The following is a 26709-nucleotide window of genomic DNA, read 5'->3' as shown; positions in this document are numbered from 1 at the left end:
GTCCCGCTGCTAAGGCTCCTGCCTTAGCGAGGGGCACAACGCTGCAATGCGCCCAAATCGTCAGTTCCCGAAGGGTTTGCCTCATAACGCGCGCTGGACTGCGTTGGACTCGTTATCAATAGCACCGCTATTGACTGCCTCGTCCGCCTTGCCAGCCCACGTTATGAGGCAAACGCATCTCACCCTATTTACGAAATGAGTTCTACTAACCAAGGATACATATGAAGCTATCACATTCAATTCTTACTATCGCATCGCTGGCAGTATGCAGCCTGGCACCAGCATTGCTGGCACATGCCAAGACACCTCAACAACTCAGTGCAAAAATCGATGGCAAACTGTTTGAAAGCGATGATGATGGCATCACTTATCTGATACCGACCAAGGGCGTGCTCAATCTGATTGCCGTCACCAAGGGTGCATCCACCTATCCTCCGCCAAAAACACTGTCAGACCGTCTGGGCATTATTTGCAAAAATTTTAACGGCAAACCTGTCAAATACCAAGGCAAGGATTTTGGCAGCAACGGCTGCGAAGTTAAATTTACCAAGGGCCAAAGCAAGCAACCATTTGGAGAGCCCGTCGCTGAATACGAGGTGCGTGACGGTAAGAACATGTTTGAGATTACCTCCGTCAATGGCAAAGTCATCGAAGGCAAGTTTTCTTTTGAACTCAAGGACAAGAAAACCAAAGCAGTCTTGAGCATCATAGACGGTACATTCAAGGCTGAAGATCGCCAGTTGTAGAACTACAACTATGCATCTATAAAGTACATCATCAATGCTAATTTGAAAGTCAAGGGAACCAGGTCTTGAAAATCAAGAACGGCGTAGCTGAATTATGGGCAAGTTTGAATCCTGCCATTGATCTGGGTGAGATACTGGACGGCTTCGTACAGGCTTTTGCAGGCATCGCAGGGAATGAGACTATTGGGAAAGATGAGCATGCGGCAGTCTTCGATGAACAGCAATTTTGCTTCGTCGACGGACGCCCGTTTAATGCCTTGGAACAAAACACGCAAATAGTACACTTTGAACATGGCGCTGAAATTTTGCAGAATAATTTTAGTATCGCCATGCCTGGTGATGCCTCATCACGCAATGTGACCGAGTTTCTGGAATTTTGCTGGCCCAGCAATGGGCCGCGTGCGCAAGCGCAAATCTGGCTGGAAGCCTCGGCCCCCTGGTACATTAAAAAAACGCCTGCGCTGGCTTTCTATGGTGTGCGCAATACCGTCTGGAAAGACCCCTACACCAGTGTACACTTTAGCATTGCTGCTGGTGCATTGGGCTTGCATAGTCTACATACCGCTTCGCTGTTGCAGGTGCTGGAACAAGATCTGGAGTTTAATGGGCCTAGTGATATCCTGGCTGAAATGCAGGCGAAGCTATCGCCTGTACATGCCAGGATAGTGCAGTATGAAACCGAACATTCATCTTTTTTTGAGCAGCGACGCCAGGAATTTTTATCTTTGGGGATGGCAGTGCTTGCGCGCTTTGCCTTGAGTGAACATTTCCTGATACAGGAACGCGAGTCAGATACGCCTGTCGATTTGCTGATAGGGAAAACTACAGATGAGAAAAATCTATGGTCCATGCCCGATCCCAAGGCCTTGGCATTGCGTGCCTGGTGTGAACGGATAGGCTGGGAAGGTTTTGAAGAGCAACGCGCCCTGGCTTACCTTCAGCATCACAAGCAGGATGACAAGATCGCGAAACAGATAGTCGGCATCTGCATCAGTCTGGGAAAGTACACCTGGCCAGGCCTGATAGCCGTATTGGCGGCACCACCCATCAGCTACCAGTGTCAACTGGAGATCATCAGTTTCCTGGCCGATCCCAATTGGCCTGGCGCTGGCGAAGCCTATGATGTCATACAAAAAAAACCCTCATTGTTTGCCCAGGCTTTGCAAGAAGCTTATCGCGAAGCACAGGAAGAAAATGATGAAAGCTGGCGGGGGATGATAGGAGATTTACTAGGAATAGAAAGCGATGGCTGATTTTGCTGCCCGGTCAGAAATGGTTCTGAAATGCCCGCCTTGCTTTGCCACGCTCTGAAATACGCAGGCTATCAGCTTATACGTATTTGTAAGGATTTCCCTTGTTGAATTGGGCTTCCTTGCTTTTTTCTTTTCCCTTGAAGACAGCTGGGCCCATCACTTCGATACGTGGCTCATTGCCATTCATGAGTATCCATGGGGTGTTTTCACTGCCCGGCTCTGATGTTTTACCTGAGGGTGCCAGGGTGATGCTGTCTTCATTGATGACGGCTGTGCCGATGACATAGGTGTACACCGTATCGTCATCCGCATACTTGGAGGTTCTGAAATCAAAATCGCATTCAACGATTTGCTCGCCATATTGCATGACCATCTTGGGGCGCATGGAGGCGACAGAAACCGCACCATTGGAGAGTGCCGAATACACACTGAATACCATCACCACCTGGCCACCTGAGAGTTTTGCAATATCAGGATTCACTTCCACCACTTCAGTTGCTGGTTCCTTGGCAGAGGCACTGACGGTATCACCGAGATGCAGGGCGTAGGGTGTCGACATAAAACTGCCTGGCGCATCCGGTGCGGTGATGAACTTCATCTTGCCATCAGGCAGCAAGAGGCCAACGCGCAAATCCAGGTCGTCGTTGTCGTCTTCGCCGTCGCCATTATCCAGCCAGGTCGCCTTGACGACGAGTTTCCTGGGTGCGCCCGCCCCTTTTTCCAGTGACACTTTATGTGTTTGCCCGACCTTGGTGAGCGATACCTTGGACAAGGATACTTTCTTGACTTCTGCCTGCTCTGAAGCTGGCGCTGGTGCTGGCTCGGCCAGGCTGCCACCAAAATGGGTAACCAGAGCATCCAGGCCGCCGTTAAAGCCCTGGCCTATGGTCATAAAACGCCACAGACCATCCCTGCGATAAAACTCGGCAAGCATGACCGCTTTTTCTGCGCTGAAATCTGTGCCTGAAAATGCAAACCTGGCTTTTTCAATGTCCTGGTCCAGCAAGCGCAAATACCCACTCTGTAGTTGCGACATGGTCCCGCTGCCGTCGATACTGGTTGTGATGACGATGCGGTCTATCGTCTGGGGAATTTTTTCCAGTTCAAACTGGAAACCCTGCAGGTCACCCGTTACACCAGTAAGTGAAATGCCGCCACAAGGCGACGTAGCCTGGTTGAAGAAAATCATATAGCGGTCATCCGACAGCTTGCCCTGGGCATCCAGGCCAAAACAGGCGAAATCGAGGGCCAAGCCCTGTCCCTGCAGCCCCACACGTACAGAATTACCAGCAACAATATTTGACAGCGGCAAGCGCTGGCCTCTGGCTAGATTTTCCATGGATGGTCCTATTCCTTAGTGCATTCAATTAGTGGGAACAATGACATCAGTCACAAAATATTCTGTATCGCCAAAGCATGATGTTGGCACGCCTTTGTGTTGTCCATACTTGACCACTACCCTCTTCCCGGCAGCAGCACTGATTCTTTTGGCGACGGCATCATCTCTTACAGTGAACTGGAATTTCTCCGGAATGGCACCGGGCATGGTAACGAGAGCAAGCTCGCCTTCCCATGATTTGCATATCCAGCCACGCTTGGACATTTTTTGCATGTAACCGGCACGTTCACCTTCAGAAAAAGCATAACTGAGTGTGATCCATGTGTACAAGGAAAACAGGATGAAAGGGAGTAGCGCGACAGTCGCAACAATCAATTTTACTTTTCTAGTAACTTGCATCTTGTTCCTCGTTCACTGGTCGGGATACATCGTGGGAGTGCTGGCCAAATAGTTTCGAGCGTTCCAGGGTTCTGATAGCCCATGCCTTGTGGGTGGCAATCTCGCACATGGCGTTATGCATCTTGAATACGGCAGGGCTGTTGACATTCAAAATGGCACTTGCCGATTCCATTTCTGTATTCGATACCCTGTAATGGCATTCTATTTCTTCAATCTGGTCCGGGTGTATCGCGGTTTTTCCTACCAGGCCGTGGGCCAGGTCCTGTATTACCTCCTGGTCCAGCAATTCAGGCAAATCGAGATATTCAAACACGGGCGCTGTCAATTCAAAGCCATGCGGTTTAAAAATGGTCACCAGCTTTGCTATCACACTGCCTAGCGGTGTTTGATAGATTGTCACTGAGCGAGGTCGACGCAAACCCAGCAGCGCCAGCAAGTCATTCCCGCCTATCCTGAGCGCGAGGATGCGAGCCTTGACTTCGGGTGCCAGTAAGATGCTACGCAACTGACGCATGGCATCATCACAAAATACTTCTGCAGTTTCCAGCGTAGGCATCAACAGATGTGCAGTATCTTTGACCAGCGCAAAGTAGTCATGGAAATTTTCTGCACTGGCTTTGGGGATGACAAAGCCAGTCAATTTTTCTGCCCCATGCATAGCCAGCACTCGCTTGAGTACCTCGACATTTCTGACGCGTACAAAGCGATCTGCCTTGCATGCGAGGTGCATGTTTTCCAGCGTAAGTTGCAGGTTGAACAGTGCATAACCCAGTGCTTCTTCCGAAACGGCGTCTTCAGTGCAAAATATCAGGGAGCGCGCATTCGGGAGCAATTCACCATTGGCGATCGCCAGTAGATTCTTGTGATTTGCTGGCACATACAAGGATGCGCCCATAAATTGATTAGCCATCTAACGCACTCCGTATTATCGATACAGCCTGATAAGGTAAATGAACATCGACTTCCAAAGGAACTTGCTTTTCTTTTGCCAGGACGATGAGATGTTGTACATCGATGGCATCCGCATTCCTGATGAGGACCACTCTGGGTACACGTCGCAACAGCACCCTGGTGGCCTCACCTATCCCTGGTTTGATCAGGTTGATATCTGTCACCTGAAAGCGCGCCATCATGGTTTGCAGGCAGGCCAGTGAGACTGACGCGGCCTTTTCCCGGTCTACCGGCACTGCATCCAGCGTCTTCCTTTTTGCAAAGACCTGGCTGGCGAGTTGAATAATGTCGTCAGCAAAACTGATGGACCTGTCATGCGGCAGGAATTCATCATAGAAAACACAGCCATGAAAATCATGTTCAGTGATATCCGCATTCAGAATGGAGCGGCTGACCAGGCCTGACACTGTGGCATTGAGTATGCTGGACGGAATTAAATAATCATCGCTACTTGCGGCAAATGCGGCCGTTCCAGCCAGATCCGACAAGACATACAAACCTGGATCTATCGAAGTCCCATGCACGCGATTGAAATCATCTACAGTTTTGTGCAACTCCCTGGAGATGACACCTTTGCCGGTCCAGCCATCGACAAACACGATGGAGGTATCTTTGTGTGTTTGCAAGATATGCTGTAGAGCGACGGTATCAATGCCGCGGTCACGGATAATGGAAATCGAGTAATGCGCGACCCTGGCCCCCATGCTGGCTTCCAGCACATGCTTGAGTATGACGCCAACAGGCGTGCCAGCCCTTGCCAGTGAGACTATCGTCAACTCTGGCCCTTTGCGTTCACGGATAATCGCCGCCAATGCAACGCAGTCCTCTGCCATTTTTTGATTATTGGCAGCGCAGGCTTGCTCAAAGATGTGCAAGTAGGCTGGCGAAGGCAATGCCTCGGGCGACAGCATTTCACTGTAATGGCGCTGCCCTGTCTGTATCAGCAATTCTTTCTCTGACACTTTGGTGAAACTCATCAGTGGCAGTTGCTTCAACAAAAACTTCACATCGTCTGGACGATAACTTCCACTGAAACTCATAGAGCCTCCAGCGCAACACCAGCCAATTGCGTGGACCTGGGAATGATCGCGTAATCACATTGCGACATGAAGCAGGCATCAGACTTGCTGTCGCCCATGCCAAAGCTGAGTATTTCACCGTGTTGTTCAGACAAAACCGCCTTTAGGTGCAAGACCGCATTGGCCTTGTTCAGTGCCTTCGGCAGCACAGCCAGGTTATTGCCATTACGGTGCAGATAGTAGTCTTTGCCATCGGATGCCAGCCAGGGGGCGACCACATGTTTTTCCACTTCAGCCAAGGGTTCCGGCTTTTTGTGGGGGTCTTTCAGGACCATATAAAATGGCGTTCCAAAGTCCTCGATCAAACGGGCTTTGCCGGTAAATCCCACTTTGCGGCCATAGTCATCGATGTGCTGCATGACATCCATCAAACCCGGCAGGGCCAGATGCATTTGTGATTGCTTGGCCGAGAGATAAGACAAATCTGCCTGCCCGTCTTCACTCAAGATCACGCCGCCATAATTGATGATGGCGTAGCTATTGAAATCCAGCTTGACGCGATTGTAGGCATCAAAATTTCTTGCTGTCGTCGGGATCAGCGTCATCGATTGTTCGAACATGCCCAGCAACTCGCGCTGCTTTTGGGTTGAATACGAAATCGGTGCGCCATCTTTCAAGAAAGCGATGGGTTTCAGATCAGTGGCATCGCCACACTTTTCCATGGACTGGAACAGTGTGTCATCCAAATCAACAAAGAGAAATTTTTTCAAAATGCGACTCCTTGGTAAAGTGAATTAAGTCCGCGCCAGTCTGTCTTGCTGTTTCCAGCAGTGCGTCATTGACGGGTGTTTCATGGCACAAAAACACATGGTCATACTGACGATCTGCGACGTTGTATACAAAATTGGAAATACCTTCTCCATAATTATCTGCAAATTGCAAAATGCTGCTCACGTCCCCCCATTGCATGATGGGTGAGCGTGTTGTTGACTGCACCTTGACATCAAGCCCGCGGGCCTCCAATGCCAAACCCAGGCTATAGGCCGGATGCATGAATTCACCTGTACCAAGCACCAACACTTTTGCATCTGGTGGCAAGCTTTGCGCCAATGTGCTGACTTGCGACTCGTCCAGGACGAGTTCATGCGTAATCCCAACCCGGCCAAACTCAGTGCTGGCACCGCGATCTACCGCTGTTTGAAATGCTTGCGCTGGCACGTCCGGCACCAGGTATTCACACTGCTGAAAATCATATTCACCAGTCAGCGCCGAACCTATGGTGACTTCCAACCCAAATCTGACTGACAAGCTATTGTTTCTTTCTTGTCCCATGAAATTGGTAATCGTCGACAAGTGCAGTCGTCTGATATTCGGATTAAATTGCTGGAATGCGTTCTTCAGATTAAGAAAAGTATTACCTGTACTGGCTTCATCATCCACCATCACCAGTGATTGCGCCTGCATGATTTTGTTTTTCATGAGCGCATCTTTGGGCATGTGAATAAACTGGCGCGGAGCATGGCTATGTGCTTCTTCAAACTCGATCAATTCATAATCGCCTACGTGATAGCGGGTGGTATGAATAAACAGCACAGATTTTTCTGGATGCATGCGTTGATACGCTTCAAATACACCCTGGCCCAAACCTACCGCGGTTTCTGCCATGGCGATAAAGACCACAGGATCAGGCAAGTCTGCGGCAATTTGCTCAGCCAGGGCTTCATGGATCTCTTTCATGAGCGAGGGACGGACAGGCCAGTGCTTGCCCAGTACCTTACTCAGGAACAGAAAACCGCGTTTCAGGTTGGCACGTGCGGCAAAACCCATCAATGAGTCCAGGCTGAATAATTGCTCGTGCACAGCCACAGACAGCAGCCCAGTCGGCAGTTGCTGCTTTATCTGCATACTCATTGCTGGTGATGATTGTTGCGCCATAATCGTCATACAGAAGCAATCGTTATTGGTACTGAAATTTCCATCACACGGATACCCTGATCTATAGCCGACACTTCCAGCTTATCAAAACCATCTACAAAACCTTTGACAGCCAGGTAAGGCAAGTTAGGCCCGGCCTGGCACGCCATGGCGATACCACCAGACATGCGGGCATTGATTTCGAGCAGTCGCGGCTTGCCCTGGGTTTCTTTAAACTGCACGTTGTAGATGCCATTCAACTGGAATTGCCTGGTCAGCTCCTTGACCGCCTGCATGATAACGGGGTCGCATTCTATGGTTTGCCCATAGCCTGCCAGCGGCGACTTCTTGCGTGGCACTGCTGCCACCACTACACCTGCATTGCCGACGCAATCAACGCTGTACTCCGGACCTTCCAGATATTCCATCAGCAGCATGGGCTTGCATTCGCCCATGTCTGCCAGGCCACGCCGAAAATCTTGCAGGCCTACTTTGTACTGCTCGCCAGCAATCAGCAATTGCGCGGCATTGCGCTCCTCGTCGAGGATACCAAAACCCAGGCCATACACTGATATCGATGGTTTCACGCACAAACGCGGAAAACGTACCTTTAATTCGGCGTAGGCTGCATCAAATTCAGCAACGCAAGTGAATACGCGGTATTCAGCAGGAAATGCATCAGACAATTGCACTTCTGCGCAAAATTGTGCCTTGTCATTTAACAGCCGCAAAACTTCTGGCGTCGCCACATTCATCACACGCGTGCCCTGGGCTTCAAACCGAGCTTTGTGTTCGGCGATCAATCTGGCTTCATGACCCGGCCAGAACAAATCAACCTTGCGATCAATGCAAGTTTGCAAACACCAGTCGACGTATTCTTCGCCACGCAAATCTCTGGGTTCAAGCAAGAATTGATCGGCCACGCGCTGGGCAGCTGCATGTGGGTTGGGGTGACTATAAGTAATCGTAAATTCGTTCGTCACATCGGCCTGTTTGATCAGGCCGATGGCTGCATAGACAGACGAAAAAGTCCGGTTAAACCAAAGATGCATGTATCGCTTACAGGTGAGGAGTGATTTGTGGCATCAAATCATTGAATGTGCGACCTGAGCCGATTTCACCGATGGCATGCATTTTCCATTCGCCATTGTGACGATACACCTTGCTCATGATCTGTGCACTGTGGCTGCCCAAGGTCGTCAGATTGAAGCGTGCTACTTCCTGGTTATTAGCACCATTCAAAATGCGGCAAGTGGCGTTGTCCACTTGCGAAAAATTTTGACCAGTAAAGCTGTTGACCGTAAACACCAGGCTTTTGACAGTGGCAGGAACGCGTGTCAAGTCCACTGTGATCTGCTCGTCATCACCGTCGCCCTCGCCCGTACGGTTATCACCGCTATGCATGATAGAACCATCTTTTGACTTCAATTGGCGGAACCAGACAACGTCAACCAGATTATTCTGTTCATCAAACATCAAACAGGAAGCGTCCAGATCTATTGTTGGCGCAGATCCACCGAAACCCAGGAAACCTTTCGATTTCACAGCGTCCCAACCCAAACCCATAATGATCTTGGACAAAGTTGTTCCAGCTTCTTTGTCGAGGGAGATCTTTTGTCCCTTACTGAGATTCACACCCATCTTGATACTCCATTTCTATATTGATGATTACAACTATCGACCGGAACGGCCACCAGCTACTTTTTGCATCCATTCCACGAACGCGTCACGGTTGCGCGAACAGATAAATACTTTTCCACTACCTTTAAAACGCAAAACTATGCCTTCACCACTGGTCACACTATTGACGATGTTGCCCAGAAATGCACCTACACCGCTGCTGTTGTTAGCCGTGGTTACAGATATCTCGTATTGCAAAGTATGGTCCCAGCAGACGACATGTGAATTATCGATAATCACATCTTTTCCCGGAGACACTTCCAGTTCAAACATGGAACCAAAACCGGACACCACCATTTGCCCTGAACCTGAAGATTCCATGACGAAGAAACCACCGGATTGTGCAAACAAGGCATTGCCTATATTTTGCATCCGGGTTTTCATTTCTACACCTGTCGTCGCAGCGACAAATGCGCCATCATTCAATATGTATTGGCGCGGACCAATATCAACTACTTGCATCGCGCCAGGCAATACAGGGGAAAGCAGGCAATCGCCATCGCCATTGACTGCTTCTATATGTTGCTGGAAGAATGACTCGCCATTCGCCATGCGGCGCATCAATGATGAAATCAATCCTCCCTGCATCTTGCCCTTCAATTCCAGGTTGGCTTCCATCATGACCATGGCATCTGATTCACAATAGATTTTTTCACCTTTTTTCATGGTCACGTGGAGAAATGGATCCACGTCACCAGTCGTTGTAAATGTAGGCACGATTCAGTCTTTCTAAAATTAAATTAAAATGCCGCGGCTTTTTGCCAGCTTGATCCATTCTGGATATTCACTCATGAGCAAGTCATACAGCTCATCATCGCTTAACTCATCAGGTGCAGCAACCGAGAAATAGCTGGCATTGTCGATACAGCGGCCTTGCAATTCGTCGAGTTTTTCCAGAAAGGGAAAATCAGAACTTGCAAACGACAGCAATTTTTTGCTCTTGGACTTCCTGCCTTTACCTATGCCCATGAATTGCCAGAAAATGGGTTCAAAACTGGCCCATTTGAGCTGTTTTTCTGTGAAGGATTGATCCGAGGTAGAGCCATCCGTCACGAACATGACATACACAGGTAGATTGGCCGGACTGACTTGCGTTGCTGCTTGTCCATTATTCGCAGGCACATAGAATTTACGCACAGCTTCCATGGCAAGACCGTATCTGGTATCACCTTCCAGCGGGTAAGTGTGAATAGCCTGCTGAACAAAAGCCTGGCAATTCTGCAGCCCCATCGCTACTGGCTGGTGTACATTTTTCCCAAACAGGAAAACATCGATTTCACCATCATCATCAAACTTGCAACCGAGCGCCAGGATTTTTTCAGCAAATTTTTGTACTGCTCCCGACTTGTACAAGCCATTCATGGAACCTGAAATATCGAGCACCAGACAAACCTTGGCCTTGTGCGAACCGAGTCCCACTTTCTCCAGCGAGAGGGTGGCTTTTTTCACCAGACTGACTAATTGGGGCGCTTCTTTTTCAACACGTTTTTCCAGCAAAATTCTTTGTTCGTTTGCGGCATTATCCGCTACCGTTGCCGGCTCGGCAGCAGCCACCTCACCACCAAAATGCTGTACCAGCGCATCCAGGCCCCCATTGAAGCCCTGGCCAACGATCATGAGCCGCCATTGACTGTCCTTGCGATAAAGTTCAGCCAGCATGACTGCCTTTTCATTTTCAAAATCTGCTTTTGAAAACGCATAGCTGGCATGGTCTTTCAAGACCACGGAACCAGACTGTATCGCTTGCATATTGCCCTGGCCATCGATACTCATGGCGATCACCAGTCTGTGTATGCTGGCAGGCAATACATTCAAATTAAAGTTGAAGCTGCTTACGGCGTTCAATTGTGAAAACCGTACGCCGCCGCAGGGCGAAGCCGGCTGGTTGAAGAAAGTCATATAACTTTCATCAACCAGCTTGTCAGCTGCATCCAGCGCAAAGCATGAAAAATCCACGGCATGACCAGTTACTGTCATGTCAATCTGGCAGCGATTATCTGACAGGATATTAGCAAGCGGTAATCGCTGCCCTTTAAGTAACGGTGTCATACCAGGATCTCAATTAAAGATGATTAAGCATTGACACCAAAGGATCTTGCCAGTGGGCCCAGGCCGCCTTTGAAGCCCTGACCGATGGCCTTGAATTTCCATTCTGCGCCAGCACGATAGATTTCACCAAAGATCATGGCAGTTTCAACAGAGCCATCTTCAGACAAGTCAAAGCGGGCGATCTCAGCATTGCCATCGCCATTCAGGCAACGCATGTAAGCCTTGCCAACCTGACCAAAGTTTTGCTTGCGTTCTTCTGCTTGATGAATAGTGACGCAAACAGCGATCTTGTCGATTTCTGCTGGCACCATCGTCAAATCAACCAACACTTTTTCGTCATCACCATCGCCACCGCCAGTAGTATTGTCGCCGGAATGGGTAACAGAACCATCTGTGGATTTCAGGTTATTGTAGAAAATGAAGTCGGAATCAGCACGGACTTTACCGTCTGCTTTCAACAAATAAGCACTGCCATCCAGATCAAAGGCAGAACCGTCAGTTGAGCGCGGGTCCCAGCCCAGGCCAATAACGATTTTTTTCAAGCCAGGAGCTTCTTTGCTCAAGTTGACGTTACCGCCTTTTTGTAAACTAATAGCCATTTTATTTCCTTTGTAAATTAGATGAAATTGATTGCAAAAAAAAGCCAACTACACTTAACACATCTTGTCATCAGGCGATCTGTACACCATGTTGCGTCGCCAGTGCTGACAAGCCTCCAGCAAACCCTTGTCCGACTGCCTTGAATTTCCACTCGCCATTGTGGCGATACACTTCACCAAACACCATAGCCGTTTCTGTCGAATAGTCTTCCGACAAATCAAACCGGGCGATCTCGCCATTCGTTTCATTGTTCACGATACGGATATACGCATCATGTACCTGACCAAAATTTTGCTTTCTGCTCTCTGCATCGTGGATGGTGACAGCCACCACCAGGCGTTTGATTTCAGCAGGCACCAGGTTCAGGGTCAGTTTGATTGCTTCATCATCCCCATCGCCAGCCCCGGTTTTATTATCACCTGTGTGTTCGACTGAACTGCAGGTGGATTTCAACTGGTTGTAGAAGATAAAGTCATTATCACTACGTACCTTGCCGCTCTCACCAACCATAAACAAGCTGGCATCGAGGTCAAAGTCATGCCCGTCAGAGGCACGCGAAGACCAGCCCAGACCGACCAGCACATTGTTCAGATTCGGGTCTGTTTTCGATAAATTGACGTTACCGCCTTTTTGCAGACTGATAGCCATACACTCTCCAGATTATTTTTGTTCTGCCAATAATGACTGACGTTTGTGTTTTACTGATGACCATACCGATGCCACGATAAATGCCACACCAATCAAACCTGTGAAAATTTCAGGAATATGATATTTCATGCTGGCGAACATGATCAACGCCAAAATACCAATCGCATAATGCGCGCCATGTTCCAGGTAGACGAATTCCTCCAGCGTGCCCTGCTTTACCAGATAAACCGTCATGGAGCGTACAAACATCGCGCCTATGGCCAGGCCCAGCATAATGATGACAACATCATTGGTAATCGCAAACGCGCCAATCACACCATCGAATGAGAAGGATGCATCCAGCACCTCAAGATACAGGAAACCACCAATACCACCACCTTTAACCACGGCACCGATATTGACATCAGTTTCTTCTTCTTTCTCCAGCAAGCCGCTAATAAAATCCACACCAACGTAGACAATAATGCCCCACACACCTGCAATCAGGACAACAAAGCGCTTGGCTTCTTCAACCATGGAGACGCTAAACACCACCACCAGCAGAGCCAGTAAAACAGGTACTGCACCTACCTTGCCAAATGAAGCCAATTTCTCTTCGACATTGCCCATCCAGTGAAGTTCTTTATCTTCATCAAAAATGAAGTTCAAGAATACCAGCAACAGGAATACACCGCCAAATGCGGCAACTTCTGCGTGATGATTAATCAAATGCGTAGAAAATTGCTTGGGATCATTAATTGCCAGATTCCAGACTTCCATCATACCCAGATCCGCCGCCTGGGCAACAATCACCAAAGGGAAGACCAGACGCATGCCGAACACAGCGATCAGGATACCCACCGTCAAGAAGATGGTTTGCCAGAAGGCATTCCAGTTTTTGAGAACAGAGGCATTGACGACTGCATTATCAAATGAAAGAGAAACCTCCATCACCCCTAATATTGCAGCAATGCCCAACGCAGTCATCGCCCCAGCGATGCCCGTGTGGACATAACCCCAATAAGCGGCAAGCCCCAGACAGACTGCCGTTATGAAGAAGGAAAACCTAAAGTGTTTCATTTTGTTTCCTAAAAGAATAATTTAATGAAGTGTAACTATGCCAAGAAAAATTGAAAAAGGTAAAACAACAAAGAATTTACCGTTGCAATGCACTTTTGTCCATTTGAATACGGATTTATCTGTTTATTTTGTCCAATCTTAATTGGTGCCAAAGTATACACATATCTCAAAAGCAAAACGTATTGATCAAGAGAATCATTACGTCACGCTATAAATCAGGCATTTATTGATATGCAGACAGGTACACTATAGAGGAAAAATTTTTCTGATACACAAATTATTCCGTAATTGTGGAGTCAGATAATAAGTGCTAGGATGTCAACATGAATAAACGACGTCATCAATGGTTAATGCCTTTGCCAGGTATGGAGTTGCTGCATATTGAAGAGGCAAATCAGGATGAAATAACCATAGGACTGGAAACATCCAATACCCCTGGCGCTTGCCCGCGTTGTACATCTACCAGAGTGACCGGTTACGGACGGCTCAATATCAAAATCCGTGATGTCAATCTTGGTGCCCGCGTGGTGTTTCTAAATATAAAACGGCGCAGATTTCGTTGCCAGCAATGCTTAAGCACGTTCAATGAAAGTATTCGCCACATTTCTGAGCATCACCGCGCTACTGAAAGATTTATTGAGCATATAGGAAATCTGGCATTACAGATGTCGTTTACTGCCATTTCGAGGCAATACCATCTTGACGAAAAAACGATACGAAATATTTTCAACGAAGCCCAGCATCACCGCAAGAGCAAGAGCCTGGTCATCCCCCCTGAGCTGGTACTACTCTGGACACCGCACCTGCTAAAGCATGCGCGCAGCATATGGGTCAATACGGCAGAACTATCACTGTATGAAATGCAGTCAGATATCAAGCCGCCGACGCTACAAGCTACGCTGGACAAATTGATTGCTTCACAGCATACAAAGCGTATTATTGTGCCGCCTGACCCTGCAATCATCAAGACATTGCAAAAAGCTGCAGTCATCCCACTCAGGCTGGATAGCCGTACTTGTCAGCGCCTGGTCAACACTATTTGCTTGCCATTTCTGGAAAGCAAGGAAGTTGCTGATTATCAGCAACAATTCAACAAATTCACAGAAGCAATATCTATCGAAGAATTTCAGAGTTTGTACCATACAGTCATGCAGCCCCCCAAGCCCATCAAGAGCAAAATGAAACATGTCATGTCGTCACTGGCCTTGTTTGCTGATGCACAATACCCGTTATTTGAAAAAATTTCAGATGAATGCGATATTCAGCTCTACACACTTGCCAATGCGATTAACAACCAGTTTGCGCGCAGGTCCTATGAAGTCATGCATTCTGTCATGATACTTGACCAGCACTTGCATAAATTCAAGCGTATACAATCAAGTCCATCGAATCAAACAAGTGATGTGTACCCTGGCCCTGAAAATCAACTGGATTATTACAAGATGGATTATGGTACACAGATTAATTTACTCAACGCTCGCCTGAACGCACTCAATTTACCAGTCAGTTTGTTGTAGCAATAAAGTCGTAAAATAGCGCTGAAGTCCCTACACTTTCCTGAGGAAGAAAAAATGAGAAAATTACCTGTTTATTTATTGCTGGACTCCTCTGGCTCCATGCATGGTGAGCCAATTGAAGCCGTGCGTAATGGCCTTCAAACACTGGTTGCTGCATTGCGCCAGGACCCGCATGCACTGGAATCTGCCTATTTGTCTGTCATAACCTTCGCAGATGCAGCTCAGCAAGTCGTACCGCTGACAGAGTTAAGCCAGTTTCAAATCCCGACCATTACTGCCAGCGGCACCACTGCCATGGGCACTGCCCTGAGTCTACTGGTGGAATGCATTTCCCGGGAAGTGGCTGTGACCAGTGCTGAAGTTAAGGGTGACTGGAAACCCATCGTGTTCCTGATGACCGATGGTGAAGCCACCGATGACATGACCAATAGCATTGCCGAATTGAAAAAAGCCAAGGTTGGGACATTTATTGCCTGTGCTGCTGGCCCAAATGCCAACACCAGCCATTTGTCGCAAATCACAGACTCCGTCGTCAAACTTGATACAGCTGACAGCAATACCATCAAGGCCTTCTTCAAATGGGTCAGCGCATCTATCGCGACCACCAGTCAGAAAGTTGATTTGCAAAAGAAAGAGACGACAGGCTTGAGCGACCTGCCGCCACCACCACCCGAAGTCAATGTAGTTCTTTAATTTCTCAATTTTTTAGGAGTAGCTATGGCAGTGAGTTTGAAGAAGGGCCAGGGCGTCAGCCTGCGCAAGGAAGAAAATGATCTTTCAAAAGTGACTATAGGGCTGGGCTGGGACGTTGCCGAAGAAAAAAAAGGCTTTCTGGGAAAACTGTTCAGTGGCCCTGCGGAAGAATTTGATCTGGATGCAATCGCGATATTGCTTGGCCCTAAGGGCAATATTCAACATCTTGGCAAGGATGAAAATGGCCAACCAAGCATTGCTGGCAGTGACGTAATATTTTTCAACTCACTCAAGCATCCCTCAGGAGCCATCTGGCTTACAGGCGATAACCGCACTGGTGACGGTGATGGCGATGACGAACAGATTATCGTCAAACTCGACCAGATACCCGCCATCTATGAACGCATCGTTTTCATCGTTGCCATTTATCAGGGCCGGGAACGCAAGCAGCATTTTGGCAGGATCAGCAATGCCTTTATCCGCGCGGTAGATGCCAAAAACAAAGAGGTCTGCCGCTATGATGTTAGCGTCGATAGCTCTTTCAATAACCGCAGCGCACTGACCTTTGCAGAATTTGTACGAGAAGGGGCCAACTGGTCATTCAAAGCCATAGGTACGCCACTGGATTCGGATAATTTGATGGAAATCATCCGCCCTTACCTGTTTGACCCAACTTAATCTGAAAGACCACTATGTCCGGACGCCGCTTACCTGTTTATATTGCCCTTGATACTTCTGGGTCGATGCGTGGTGAACCAATACACTCCGTCAATGTCGGCATACAAGCGATGCTGACATCATTGCGCCAAAATCCATTTGCGCTGGAGAGTGTCTACCTGTCCATCATTACTTTTGACGGCAAGGTGACAGAAATACTGCCTATGACGGCACTTGAAAATGTCCGCATCCCGGAGATCGTCTGCCCGGAATCCGGCCCGACATTTTTGGGTGAAGCATTACATTTCATTTGCGACAAAGTTGCAGTCGAAGTCAGGAAGTCAACGCAGGAAACAAAAGGTGACTGGCGTCCATTGTTGTTCATCATGACGGATGGAAAGCCCTCCGACACTTTGCAATTCAATGAAAGTATTCCGAGAGTAAAACAGGCAAATTTTGGCACCATCATTGCCTGCGCCGCCGGTCCTAAAAGCGTGCCTGATCAGCTCAAGGCACTGACGGATACCGTGGTCAGCCTGGACACCATGGACAGCAATAGTTTTTCCAGTTTCTTCCAGTGGGTCAGTGATGCTGTCACTTCGGGTACAACGAGCATGGGTACAGCCACAGCCGTGGAATTGCCGCCACCACCACCAGAAGTTCAGGTTGTCCTCTAACATTATTCTTTAAAGGATTTTTGATGCGCCGCCTACCTATTTTCCTGATGCTCGACGTTTCTGAGTCCATGGTTGGAGATAACCTGCGCCAGTTGCAACAAGGCCTGGAACGCCTGGTGACGAGGTTGAGAACTGATCCTCACGCACTGGAAACCGTTTATCTCTCTACTATCGTCTTTGCGGGAAAACCGCGCACCCTGACTCCTTTAACTGAACTGGTGTTTTTCTATCCGCCACGCCTGCCGGTCGGCTCTGGCACTTCTCTGGGTGCTGGCTTGATGCACCTGATGGACGAGATAGACCGCAATGTGGTCAAAAGCACTTCCGAAAAAAAGGGCGACTGGAAACCTGTAGTCTACCTCATGACCGATGGCAAGCCCACTGATGACACCAGCAAGGCGCTGGAACGCTGGAAAGCCCAGTATGCCAGCAAAGTCACCCTGGTCGCGATAGGCATAGGCAAGCACGCCGCATTGGGCACCTTGCGCCAGCTGACTGAAAATGTCATCCAGCTTGATACCAATTCCGAAGAGGATTTCAAGCGCTTTGTCGACTGGGTCACCATGTCTGTGGTGGCACAAAGCCGCAGCGTCTCCATGAGTAATGTCGAAGGTGTCAATCTGGCCAAGCTTGATGACTCGATCATGAAGAAAATTGGTGACATTGTCGATGCGGCGGTCGTTGATGAAGATATCGTCGTCCTCACAGGTCAATGCTCAAACAATAAACTACCCTATCTGATCAAGTACGAACGCATACAAAATCAGCTGCAGCTCGAAGGGCATGCATTCAAGATCGATCAGTTTAATCTGACCGGGGTTTATCCCATGGAAAAAGATTACTATGACTACTCAGACCAACGCGCCCTTGTCAGCACCGTCAGTTCTGATGCATTAATTGGCAGTCCAGGCTGCCCGCATTGCGGCAACCCCATCGGTTTTGCAATGTGCGCCTGTGGCCAGATCATGTGTCTGAAAGGACCAGGCTCAGCAACTTGCCCAGCCTGTAACAAGGAAGGCAATTTTGGCTATTGTGAAGGCGATGGGTTCGATGTCAATCGTTCCCGCGGCTAGTATCCAGGAGATTTTGTGAGCTCAAAAAGCACTGCCATCGAACTGTATGCGCATATACTGCTGGAACAAAATGGCAATAGCAAATCTGACATTGATCACTACATAGGAGATCCGCGCTTTGGGAATTTTGTCAAAAAACTTGAGGGATACATGCTCAGGGATTTCAATGCATTCCTAAAGTCCAGGTCCACATCAGCGAACCCGCCTGCGACTGAATCCAGGTTTTTTCCCCCACGGAATTTGCCTGCACCTCCTGTCGTCACGAAACATGAGTTTAGCGAACTGCCCCCTCTTGCCTCCGCTTCACCCAAGTCAACACCGCCTCAAGAAGCCAAGCCTGCAAGCCAGTCCTTAGCGCGTAATACAGAAAGTGATGCAATGAAAATACCGTCTCAAGTTGTTCCGGGGCCTGCTACCGATGCTGCCGCATCTCTCCCTCCCGCCACGACGAAAACACCCGCCGCCATCTCGGATCACAAGAATATCCGCTTTGTCGTATCGAACGCGCGTTGCCAGGAAGCCTACACTTCAAAAGTAATCCCTGATCAGGCCCAGACCGAGAATTATCAAATTCTCGACATCATCATCCCTGAGCAATTGGGTTTGAGATACAACGACGTACTGGAAGAACTGAGCGGCATACCAGCGGTTCAGGGAGATTTCCCGATTCAGATCACTTATCGGTTTACCAATGAACAGGCAAATCGCCTGGCGACCTTGAACATCACTGTGACACCCAATCCAAAATCCATGTGGCTCAATAAGCCATCCGATAAAAGTGCGATTTACTGGAAGCCCGACGAGGATGCGAAGTTCGTCCAGGGAAAAAATCTTAATCTTGTCGCAGCCAGCAAGCGCGGCCGCTCACATGCCCATGTGGGTTCATTTCGCGACGATGATTTCAGTATTGAGTATCTGACAGAATCTGACTGGGGTATCGCCATCGTATCAGATGGTGCCGGCAGTTGCAGTTATTCACGCCGTGGCTCCCAGATTATTTGCGATACTGCCATGCAACATATTAAAGGCACCCTGAATGCTGGAAAATCAGATGCCATCGGTTTGGCAGCTGAAAATTATTCGCGCGCACGCAGCGCAAATACCGATGCTGTACAAACTGAAAAATTGCGGCTGGAACTGCGCAATGAGTTATACCTGACCGTGTCCCATGCAGCCTATCACTGTGTCGTCAAAATCCTGGAAGAAGTCAGCCTCGTCGCAGATGCAAAGCTGAAAGATTTTTCCAGCACGGCACTGATTTCCGTCTGCAAGAAATTTAGCTTTGGTACCTTGTGCGCTGCCTATTGGGTGGGCGATGGCGCTGTTGGTGTCTACAGTTCAAGCAAGGGTATCAGCTTGCTGGGCGAAGTCGATAGCGGCGAGTTTTCAGGCCAGACACGTTTTCTGGACAAAGACGAAGTGACTGCGGAGGCCCTGAGCAAACGCCTGCGTTTTGATGTATTTGACGATGTCACAGCCTTTATACTGATGTCAGATGGCGTTTCTGACCCTAAATTTGAGACCGAAGCTCGTCTGGCGCGTAGCAAGGATTGGGACGCTCTATGGCAGGATATGAATGCCGCTGTGGCGATTGTGCATGATGATGAAACGGATGCAAAGGCACAGAAATTGCTGGATTGGCTGGACTTCTGGTCACAAGGAAATCATGATGACCGCACCATCGCGATTGTTTACTAAGGATGCCTGATGAGTAAAATTGTTTCCCTTAAAGCCTCTGATGGAAGTACTGTTGAATTTATCGACGAGATCAAAGCATCTGGCGGCATGAAGGATGTGTATTTTTCACCGAACAAGGATTATGTTGTCGCCTTTTTTCGGGGTGACGCCGATATGGCAACCAAAGAACGGGTCGCCGTCATCACAGGCACTTACCGTGACCGTATCTTTAACCAGGTTGGCGGAGATTACTGGAAAAAACTGTTTTGCTGGCCGACGGCCATGGTTGAGTATCAAGGAAAAATCGGTGTCGTCGTGCCTTTCTACGACCCAGAATTTTTCTTCAAGATTGGTTCGCGCAACAATGACATGTTGCAAATCAAAGGAAAGGAGAAAGAAGGCAAATGGTTTGCCTCGGCCAATAATCGCAACAAGTTCCTGGATCCACGTGAACTGGGCGACTGGATGCTGCAGCTCAAGCTATGTCTGATGATATCGCGCGCGGTAAGGCGCATGCATTCGGCCGGCCTGGCCCATAGCGACCTTAGCTATCGCAATGTCTTGATTGATCCATCCAGTGGACGCGCCTGTCTGATCGATATCGATGGCCTGGTCGTGCCCGGAAAATACCCTCCCGACGTAGTGGGTACTCCCGATTTTATAGCCCCGGAATGCGTCGCCACGGCGCACATGGACAAACACGACCCCAACCGTAAATTGCCATCCATCGTGACGGACCGGCATGCCCTGGCGGTACTCATCTACATGTATCTCTTGTTCCGCCACCCACTGCGCGGTGACAAGGTACATGCGGCTGACGCTCAGCAAGATGAAGAATTGACGATGGGAAAAAATGCCCTGTTCATTGAGCATCCGACAGATGACAGTAACCGCATCAAACTGGCTAATGTCAAACCAGCGGAGTTGCCGTGGAAAGATATCAGCAAGATCCCTTATCAGATCACCGGACCTTATTTGTCCGAGCTGATACTGAAAGCATTTACGGAAGGCTTGCAAGACCCGACTGCCCGCCCTACGGCAGATGAATGGGAAAATGCCTTGGTCAAATCCATCGATTTGCTACAGCCATGCAGCAACAAGGCTTGCGAACAAAAATGGTACATCTTCGACAATAAGACAAAGGCCGTTTGCCCTTTCTGCAAAACGCCGTTTTCAGGCCCGTTGCCTGTACTGAACTTGTATTCATCGCGCAAGGATGCCAACTTCCGTCCTGATAATCATCGCTTGATGGTGTACACCAATCAATCCCTGTTCCAATGGCATATCAATCGCAATATCGTTCCCAATGAACGCTTGACCGATGATCAGAAAAAGCGGGTTGGCTACTTCGTCTATCACAGCGAAATATGGTATCTGGTCAATGAAGGCATGCCTGATCTGACCGAGGTAGCCACTAAAACACCAATACCGATAGGTGGCAAAGTGGCGCTGGAAGATGGCAAGCAATTGCTCATGTCAAAACAGGATGGTGGTCGCCTGATTGTAGTGCAGATGGTGCTCAACTAACACATGCGGTCATCTGTTTGACCTAGAACGCTCTGTTTGCATTTTCTACCGCAGACAGAGCGCCGGGGACAATATGGTGCTTTTCAGGCGAGATTTACCTTGCCAGAATACTGACAAGTTTCTTATCAAATTCCACGCCTTTTACCCCAATCATCACTTGTGCTTTTGTACCGTGCACAGTCACTTCCGCTGTCTGGGCTGAGCAATTTTCCTTAATGACCGTAATGGCAGCCAGTTCTTGCGATGCCGCATTCGCGGTAGATCGCAAGTGATACTGAGACGGCGCTGTTTTATCAGGCGGCACTTCAAACTGATCTGTCATACGCATGGTGGATGGGAAATTATGATGAGTGATGCAAATCGATGATCCTCCATTGTTCAGCCTTGCCATGCCTGGCGTATCGAACTGAAACGCCGAAAGTGCATGGAAGTTCAGTTCCCAGGTGCGGGCTGTAGCACTGGTCGCCCAATCATAAATTACGGTGATTTGCTCGTTTCTGAAATAGGCAATAGAGCGCACGGCATTGCTAAGCAAAGGCCTCCACGCAGATTGGGGTGTCGTAGATACGCGCTGTCTGTACGCTTTACTCGCATCACCGGTCACAATGGCAATATTATTCACGTCTATCGCGTTATACAACTCTCCAGATGCCTCAGTGCTATCGAAAGGTGTGGTGGGGCGCGCAGGTATTGCACTTGAAGCAGACTCAGATTGCCCAATGCCGCCATCAAAAGTCAGTGCATTATGTGAACGGGTAGATTTAGTAAAAAGATGATGTGCAGACCCGTACTGAAAATAGTATCCACTGCTGATCAACATATCCTTGCCTTTGGAGACCAGGGTAAAACTATTTTGATCCGCATAGGAATGGCTGTAGGCGCCCGACTTGCTTGACCTGAAAGCGATGCTGGATCTTTGCGCATCAACACCATTGCTGGTCAGGGAGGCCAACCCTGCCTCCGGGAAAAACCAGCTATGTTGTGCAGGCGGTACAGCGGCAACCGGAGTGGAGCCCATGCTGATCAAACTAAAATAAGTGATGGGCCGGATAATTTGATTTGTCAGATTACCTGGATTTGCCTGGAAATACCATTGGTGTACACCATTTTTGGTAAATAAGGCATACGGCTGCAAAGTGTCATGTGAATAACCAAAATACATATAGTTGTAGGTGTGGTCGTTACCAAAAGGCACCATCAATTCTTTGTATAAGGGCGCTGTAAATGCCATCAGATAATCCACATATTTTGCATAGTAGGGAATACTGCTTAAATCATGACCGGTTACTGTTTTGATCGTCACCAAGGTATCCAGCAAAGTCGCCACATACCAACCATAGCCGTTCCCGTTAATAAAGGCGCCGTCATCTCCCCCCAAAGCGGTGCTGATCGCCAGGAAACTGTCATAGACATCCATCAGGGCATTTTCAGCAAACGGGAAATTACTGTCACCAGCCAGCAGTATCAAAACGTTGACGAGAAAACTGACATTGGTGACACCGTGTGAATTCATTTTATTTTTATGAATATCATTAATCAGATTTGCCATTTGTGCATACCTGACGCCGATTACCTTACTAATCATGTCGCGCTGGGCTGGCGTCAGATCGTCATAAAAGTAATCATAGCCTCTGGCAAGCGTCTGCAGTACTTGCCGCGCCGCTTGATCCTGAAAGGTATAGTTGGTGGTGCCGCTGACTGCATCCCAGCGCGCCAATTCGAGTAATCGTGCAATACCGGCTCTTTTTGTTTCTGTATCATTGGTCAAGGCGGCGACATAGGCCAGTTGTGCAAATTCTTTTCCAAATTGCGTTGTGGTCGCATTCAATGAACTGATCCATTGTGAGTATTCCAGGTCAGTTTGAAATTCAGCTCTGGTTCTTTTCCGAGGTTCAGTTGTTATGGGTGAGCTGGCGATTGTGGATGCCTGTTTACGCAAATTTGCAAAGGGTGAACTTGCATAGGACTGCAAGTTTGCAAGCAAACTTTCGCGCGTCATCCCTTTGGGTAAGCTGCGTGGGCGAGCTCTCAGTTTTGCTGCTTCCGCCATCATGCCTGGCGTCACCACCGGGATGGGGGCGGCATTCTCATTGATAGAAAAATGGCGGACACCGCTTTTGACAGTACTTCCGTTCTTTAGCTTGAAGCTGACGGACCATTCATAGTCGCCAATAGGCAATGAAGAAGGAATTTGAAAATGTGGAAATTTGCTGCCACCTGACAAATATGGTCTCCCCCCCTTGCTGATCGTGACGCTCCAGGGGGCAGGGAGACTAGTATCAATATCACGGTAGCCCACTGGCCATTGCAAGACTGGGGGGTTGGTACCGGAATAGGCGCAATCTTCAGGATAAATTTTCCCTGAGGATAGCGGTAGTTCAGCAATGAAGTCAGACACAGGACCTGCAACACAAGATGAATTAGACCTCGATTTAACTGCATTGCCGTCATATGTGGAAATAATGTGCGGTGGCACTGACGAATTCCCAGCTTGCGCTTTCAGGGTATGGTTTTTCACCGCACTGCTTGGCACTGTGTGAATCTGTGCGTTGCTTGAATAAGGTAGGTTGGTGCCGCTAGCTTGCAGTGTGCTGCCAAGCTTGACGACTCCCTCTGTTGTTGAATTACTCGCTGCCTGCGCTGGCAGATTCATCAAGTACATGAAGCAAAATAGAAATTTAAAAATTGAGAGCAGTCTTGTGACGTATGGAATTGATGCCATTTTTTACTCCATTCAGTTGTCATTCATTGAAGAGCAGTGCGTGGGAGCGAGCATTTAAAAATCAGGCTCCCAGTATCGTTCTGTGCCCGTTCTACAAACCAAGAAAATGCCGCAAGCATCTGATGCTTTCCCTTGCTTGAACCAGCAACTACAGCGGGATCACCTCTCAGGAAGCATTGCTCCACCAAGAGTTTTCACAATTCAATTTGCTGCCAGGTCAATTTGCACCAGCATCTTCTGCCTAAGGCATCTAAGGATTATTTGCCAATTGATCTGTAAGGAAATTTGCCACATGGAACTATTGTTACTGTAAACACTTGTGTTAAATACGCAATTAGACCTTGGTATATATAGACAAATGCGCGGGGAAATGCGCAATGCATCAATTGCGCGATTTTTGCTATGGAAGCAAAACAAAGGAGTGAAAATAAGGTATAGCGGGGCTTGTTGCGTGCGGCTCAGTATCGACGTGAGGCTTACCTACCAGAAGTACAGGAACGCTCTGCGTTGATGCTTTCCAGCCTGGGCGAGGAAACTTGAAGGTGTCGTCCCAAAAACTATCCCTTACTTTATCATGTCTCACAAAAGAATAAGCAGAGAGCGTTCGGCACGGCTTACCAAACAAGGCCGCCCTCTTATTCAATTTGATGAAAATGCTGGCTTCCCTCATGCCCTCCATTAATTCTTGGCGTGCAATAGACTCTTCAATTTTTCCAGACCAACTGGTTCTTCAGCTTGTAAGGGGATAACTGCCCACCGTGATGCATATTTGCTTGCAACGTCATTGATTTGCACCAGCTCATTGCGTGCCCTTTGACGCAATAGACGTGAGCTTGGATTTGCCATCGCCAGGCTGTTGTTGATAATCCATGCCCATGGTTCTATACCAGCACGGCGCAAATCTTCCTGCAATCCAGCAGCCTCCAGCACTGGCGTGGTCTCAGCCAGGGTGACGATGACAACTTTGGTCTGGTTCGGGTCTTGCAGTTGCATCATCGGGGTGGTGAAATGCACGCTGGTATTTGCCATCTGCCTTTCGATTTCTCTATGGTAAGCACCGGTCGCGTCGAGCAAGAGCAAGGTGTGACCAGTCGGCGCTGTATCCATGACGACAAACTTCTTGCCTGCTTCACGGATAATGCGAGAGAAAGCCTGGAACACGGCAATCTCTTCGGTACAAGGTGAACGCAAATCTTCTTGCAGCAAAGCGCGACCTTGTTCATCCAGTTCCTTGCCCTTGCTTTTCATGACTTGCGCACGGTAACGCTCCGTCTCAACCTGCGGGTCTATACGGCTGACTGTCAAATTCTCCATTGTGCCATCCAATGTTTCAATCAAATGTGCAGCAGGATCAGAGGTGGTCAAATGTACCGGGTAGCCACGACTGGCCAGCTCGACCGCAATAGCCGCAGCAACGGTGGTCTTACCGACACCACCTTTACCCATGGTCATGATCAGACCATGGCCACTGCCAACCAGGCTGCCTATCAGATTAGACAAACCAGGTACGGCTGGTATTTCCACGGGAAGTGAACTTTCATGCTTGCGTACCAGGCTTTCTGGTGCCAGCAATGCACGCAGCGCGTCCAGGCCAACAAGGTTGAATGCTTGCAATGGTACATAGTCAGTAGGTGCGTCACACAGTATGGCTGGCATGGCAATCAAAGCTGCCTGTTCGCGCTTCCAGACTGCTGCGGCAAGTATGTCACCTGCGACTTCGCTTTCAGGCAGTACGCCATTGATGACGAGATACTGATGTTTGAAACCTATATCTGCCAGCTCTTCATGAGTGCGAGCTGCTTCCCGCAGGGTAGCGCTTTGGGCGCGTGCAACCAACACCATGCGGGTGCGTTGCGGGTCAGAAAGTGCATCAACAGCGGCATGATATTGCTCGCGTTGCTTTTCTAATCCTGCCAGTGGGCCAAGACAGGATGCATCGCCTTTACCTTCTTCCAGAAAACCTGACCATGCGCCCGGCAGTTGCAGCATGCGTATGGTGTGCCCCGTGGGCGCAGTATCAAAGATGATGTGGTCAAAGTCTTTGAGTATGGCGGGATTGGTCAGCAGATCAGTGAATTCATCAAAGGCTGCAATCTCGGTCGTGCATGCACCGGACAATTGTTCTTCTATGCTTTTGACGACGGCATCTGGCAATACGCCACGAACTGGTCCGACAATACGGTTTCGATACACTTGCGCAGCTGCTTGCGGATCAATTTCCATGGCAGACAAGTTGGCGACCTCAGGCACCGGAGTGATGGCATTCCCAATTTGTATGCCAAATACCTGCCCAACATTGGAAGCCGGATCGGTGCTGACGATTAACACCTTTTGTTTCTGGTCGGCCAGATTGATCGCGGTTGCACATGCCAGCGAGGTCTTGCCAACGCCACCTTTGCCTGTGAAGAATAAGAACTTTGGGGGGTTTGTCAGAAAAAGCACGGGATTCCTTTGGTCTACATTGAATGCAACTTACGCCAACAGACTCACGAAGGTCTGTACGCCAACA

Annotated in this window: 24 protein-coding genes; 9 read left to right on the top strand and 15 right to left on the bottom strand. The window is 48.7% G+C overall.

The features are described 5' to 3' along the window. Positions 1 to 221 precede the first annotated feature (221 nt). Together H8L47_RS09045 and H8L47_RS09040 are read left to right on the top strand one after the other, a co-directional pair. Entirely contained in the window at positions 222 to 746 is a 525-nt protein-coding gene (locus H8L47_RS09045) for a hypothetical protein (RefSeq protein ID WP_186953260.1), read from the top strand. Between the two features lie 65 nt (positions 747 to 811). After that, the gene (locus tag H8L47_RS09040; RefSeq protein WP_186953259.1) at positions 812 to 1999 is read left to right on the top strand and encodes a hypothetical protein; all 1188 of its coding nucleotides are present in this window, start codon (positions 812 to 814) and stop codon (positions 1997 to 1999) included. A 76-nt stretch (positions 2000 to 2075) separates the two neighbouring features. On the opposite strand, the gene H8L47_RS09035 is transcribed toward H8L47_RS09040, so the two are convergent. The 13 genes from H8L47_RS09035 to H8L47_RS08975 form a co-directional block, all read right to left on the bottom strand. Continuing rightward, entirely contained in the window at positions 2076 to 3338 is a 1263-nt protein-coding gene (locus H8L47_RS09035; protein ID WP_186953258.1) for a TerD family protein, read from the bottom strand. Between the two features lie 24 nt (positions 3339 to 3362). Beyond that, complete coding sequence (locus tag H8L47_RS09030; protein ID WP_186953257.1) at positions 3363 to 3737, bottom strand: hypothetical protein; 375 nt, start codon at positions 3735 to 3737, stop codon at positions 3363 to 3365. Then, positions 3724 to 4647 (bottom strand): HpcH/HpaI aldolase/citrate lyase family protein, encoded by a 924-nt coding sequence (locus H8L47_RS09025; protein ID WP_186953256.1) that lies wholly within the window; start codon positions 4645 to 4647, stop codon positions 3724 to 3726. Before H8L47_RS09025 ends, H8L47_RS09030 begins: the two co-directional genes overlap by 14 nt. Then, positions 4640 to 5728 (bottom strand): cysteine protease StiP family protein, encoded by a 1089-nt coding sequence (locus H8L47_RS09020; RefSeq protein ID WP_186953255.1) that lies wholly within the window; start codon positions 5726 to 5728, stop codon positions 4640 to 4642. The genes H8L47_RS09025 and H8L47_RS09020 overlap by 8 nt, the downstream gene beginning before the upstream one ends. Next, on the bottom strand, positions 5725 to 6477 hold the full coding sequence (locus tag H8L47_RS09015; RefSeq protein ID WP_186953254.1) for an HAD family hydrolase: 753 nt from the start codon (positions 6475 to 6477) through the stop codon (positions 5725 to 5727). The genes H8L47_RS09020 and H8L47_RS09015 overlap by 4 nt, the downstream gene beginning before the upstream one ends. Then, entirely contained in the window at positions 6455 to 7618 is a 1164-nt protein-coding gene (locus H8L47_RS09010; RefSeq protein ID WP_186953253.1) for a phosphoribosyltransferase domain-containing protein, read from the bottom strand. The genes H8L47_RS09015 and H8L47_RS09010 overlap by 23 nt, the downstream gene beginning before the upstream one ends. Positions 7619 to 7647: 29 nt before the next feature. Beyond that, on the bottom strand, positions 7648 to 8673 hold the full coding sequence (locus H8L47_RS09005; protein WP_186953252.1) for an ATP-grasp domain-containing protein: 1026 nt from the start codon (positions 8671 to 8673) through the stop codon (positions 7648 to 7650). 7 nt (positions 8674 to 8680) lie between these two features. After that, positions 8681 to 9262: a TerD family protein gene (locus H8L47_RS09000; protein ID WP_186953251.1), complete on the bottom strand. Its 582-nt coding sequence runs from the start codon at positions 9260 to 9262 to the stop codon at positions 8681 to 8683. Between the two features lie 33 nt (positions 9263 to 9295). After that, positions 9296 to 10018, bottom strand: coding sequence for a TIGR00266 family protein (locus H8L47_RS08995; RefSeq protein ID WP_186953250.1), 723 nt, complete (start codon positions 10016 to 10018; stop codon positions 9296 to 9298). Between the two features lie 18 nt (positions 10019 to 10036). Beyond that, positions 10037 to 11350 (bottom strand): VWA domain-containing protein, encoded by a 1314-nt coding sequence (locus H8L47_RS08990; protein WP_186953249.1) that lies wholly within the window; start codon positions 11348 to 11350, stop codon positions 10037 to 10039. Positions 11351 to 11373: 23 nt separating this feature from the next. Beyond that, the gene (locus H8L47_RS08985) at positions 11374 to 11949 is read right to left on the bottom strand and encodes a TerD family protein (protein ID WP_186953248.1); all 576 of its coding nucleotides are present in this window, start codon (positions 11947 to 11949) and stop codon (positions 11374 to 11376) included. Between the two features lie 70 nt (positions 11950 to 12019). After that, on the bottom strand, positions 12020 to 12598 hold the full coding sequence (locus H8L47_RS08980; RefSeq protein ID WP_186953247.1) for a TerD family protein: 579 nt from the start codon (positions 12596 to 12598) through the stop codon (positions 12020 to 12022). A 12-nt stretch (positions 12599 to 12610) separates the two neighbouring features. After that, the gene (locus H8L47_RS08975; protein ID WP_186953246.1) at positions 12611 to 13657 is read right to left on the bottom strand and encodes a DUF475 domain-containing protein; all 1047 of its coding nucleotides are present in this window, start codon (positions 13655 to 13657) and stop codon (positions 12611 to 12613) included. A gap of 323 nt (positions 13658 to 13980) precedes the next feature. Here H8L47_RS08975 and H8L47_RS08970 point away from each other — a divergent pair, with 323 nt between their 5' ends. The 7 genes from H8L47_RS08970 to H8L47_RS08940 are packed head-to-tail and all read left to right on the top strand — an operon-like array spanning position 13981 to position 21478. After that, entirely contained in the window at positions 13981 to 15174 is a 1194-nt protein-coding gene (locus tag H8L47_RS08970; RefSeq protein ID WP_186953245.1) for a helix-turn-helix domain-containing protein, read from the top strand. Between the two features lie 54 nt (positions 15175 to 15228). Beyond that, positions 15229 to 15867 (top strand): vWA domain-containing protein, encoded by a 639-nt coding sequence (locus H8L47_RS08965; RefSeq protein ID WP_186953244.1) that lies wholly within the window; start codon positions 15229 to 15231, stop codon positions 15865 to 15867. Positions 15868 to 15891: 24 nt separating this feature from the next. Then, the gene (locus tag H8L47_RS08960; RefSeq protein ID WP_186953243.1) at positions 15892 to 16545 is read left to right on the top strand and encodes a TerD family protein; all 654 of its coding nucleotides are present in this window, start codon (positions 15892 to 15894) and stop codon (positions 16543 to 16545) included. A gap of 14 nt (positions 16546 to 16559) precedes the next feature. Continuing rightward, on the top strand, positions 16560 to 17201 hold the full coding sequence (locus tag H8L47_RS08955) for a vWA domain-containing protein (protein WP_186953242.1): 642 nt from the start codon (positions 16560 to 16562) through the stop codon (positions 17199 to 17201). 23 nt (positions 17202 to 17224) lie between these two features. Continuing rightward, entirely contained in the window at positions 17225 to 18274 is a 1050-nt protein-coding gene (locus H8L47_RS08950) for a TerY-C metal binding domain-containing protein (protein WP_186953241.1), read from the top strand. 15 nt (positions 18275 to 18289) lie between these two features. Further along, positions 18290 to 19972 carry a PP2C family serine/threonine-protein phosphatase gene (locus H8L47_RS30235; protein ID WP_186953240.1) on the top strand — a complete coding sequence of 561 codons (1683 nt, stop codon included), beginning with the start codon at positions 18290 to 18292 and terminating at the stop codon, positions 19970 to 19972. Positions 19973 to 19981: 9 nt separating this feature from the next. After that, on the top strand, positions 19982 to 21478 hold the full coding sequence (locus H8L47_RS08940; RefSeq protein ID WP_186953239.1) for a helix-hairpin-helix domain-containing protein: 1497 nt from the start codon (positions 19982 to 19984) through the stop codon (positions 21476 to 21478). 94 nt (positions 21479 to 21572) lie between these two features. Here H8L47_RS08940 and H8L47_RS08935 read toward each other — a convergent pair whose 3' ends face one another. Both H8L47_RS08935 and arsA read right to left on the bottom strand, forming a co-directional pair. Then, on the bottom strand, positions 21573 to 23876 hold the full coding sequence (locus H8L47_RS08935; RefSeq protein WP_186953238.1) for a DUF4962 domain-containing protein: 2304 nt from the start codon (positions 23874 to 23876) through the stop codon (positions 21573 to 21575). Positions 23877 to 24878: 1002 nt separating this feature from the next. After that, complete coding sequence (gene arsA, locus H8L47_RS08930) at positions 24879 to 26642, bottom strand: arsenical pump-driving ATPase (RefSeq protein ID WP_186953237.1); 1764 nt, start codon at positions 26640 to 26642, stop codon at positions 24879 to 24881. Between the last annotated feature and the right edge of the window lie 67 nt (positions 26643 to 26709).

Source organism: Undibacterium umbellatum, from assembly GCF_014284125.1.
GTDB classification, from domain to species: Bacteria; Pseudomonadota; Gammaproteobacteria; order Burkholderiales; family Burkholderiaceae_D; genus Undibacterium; species Undibacterium umbellatum.
This window is presented reverse-complemented; position numbering and strand designations above follow the sequence as displayed.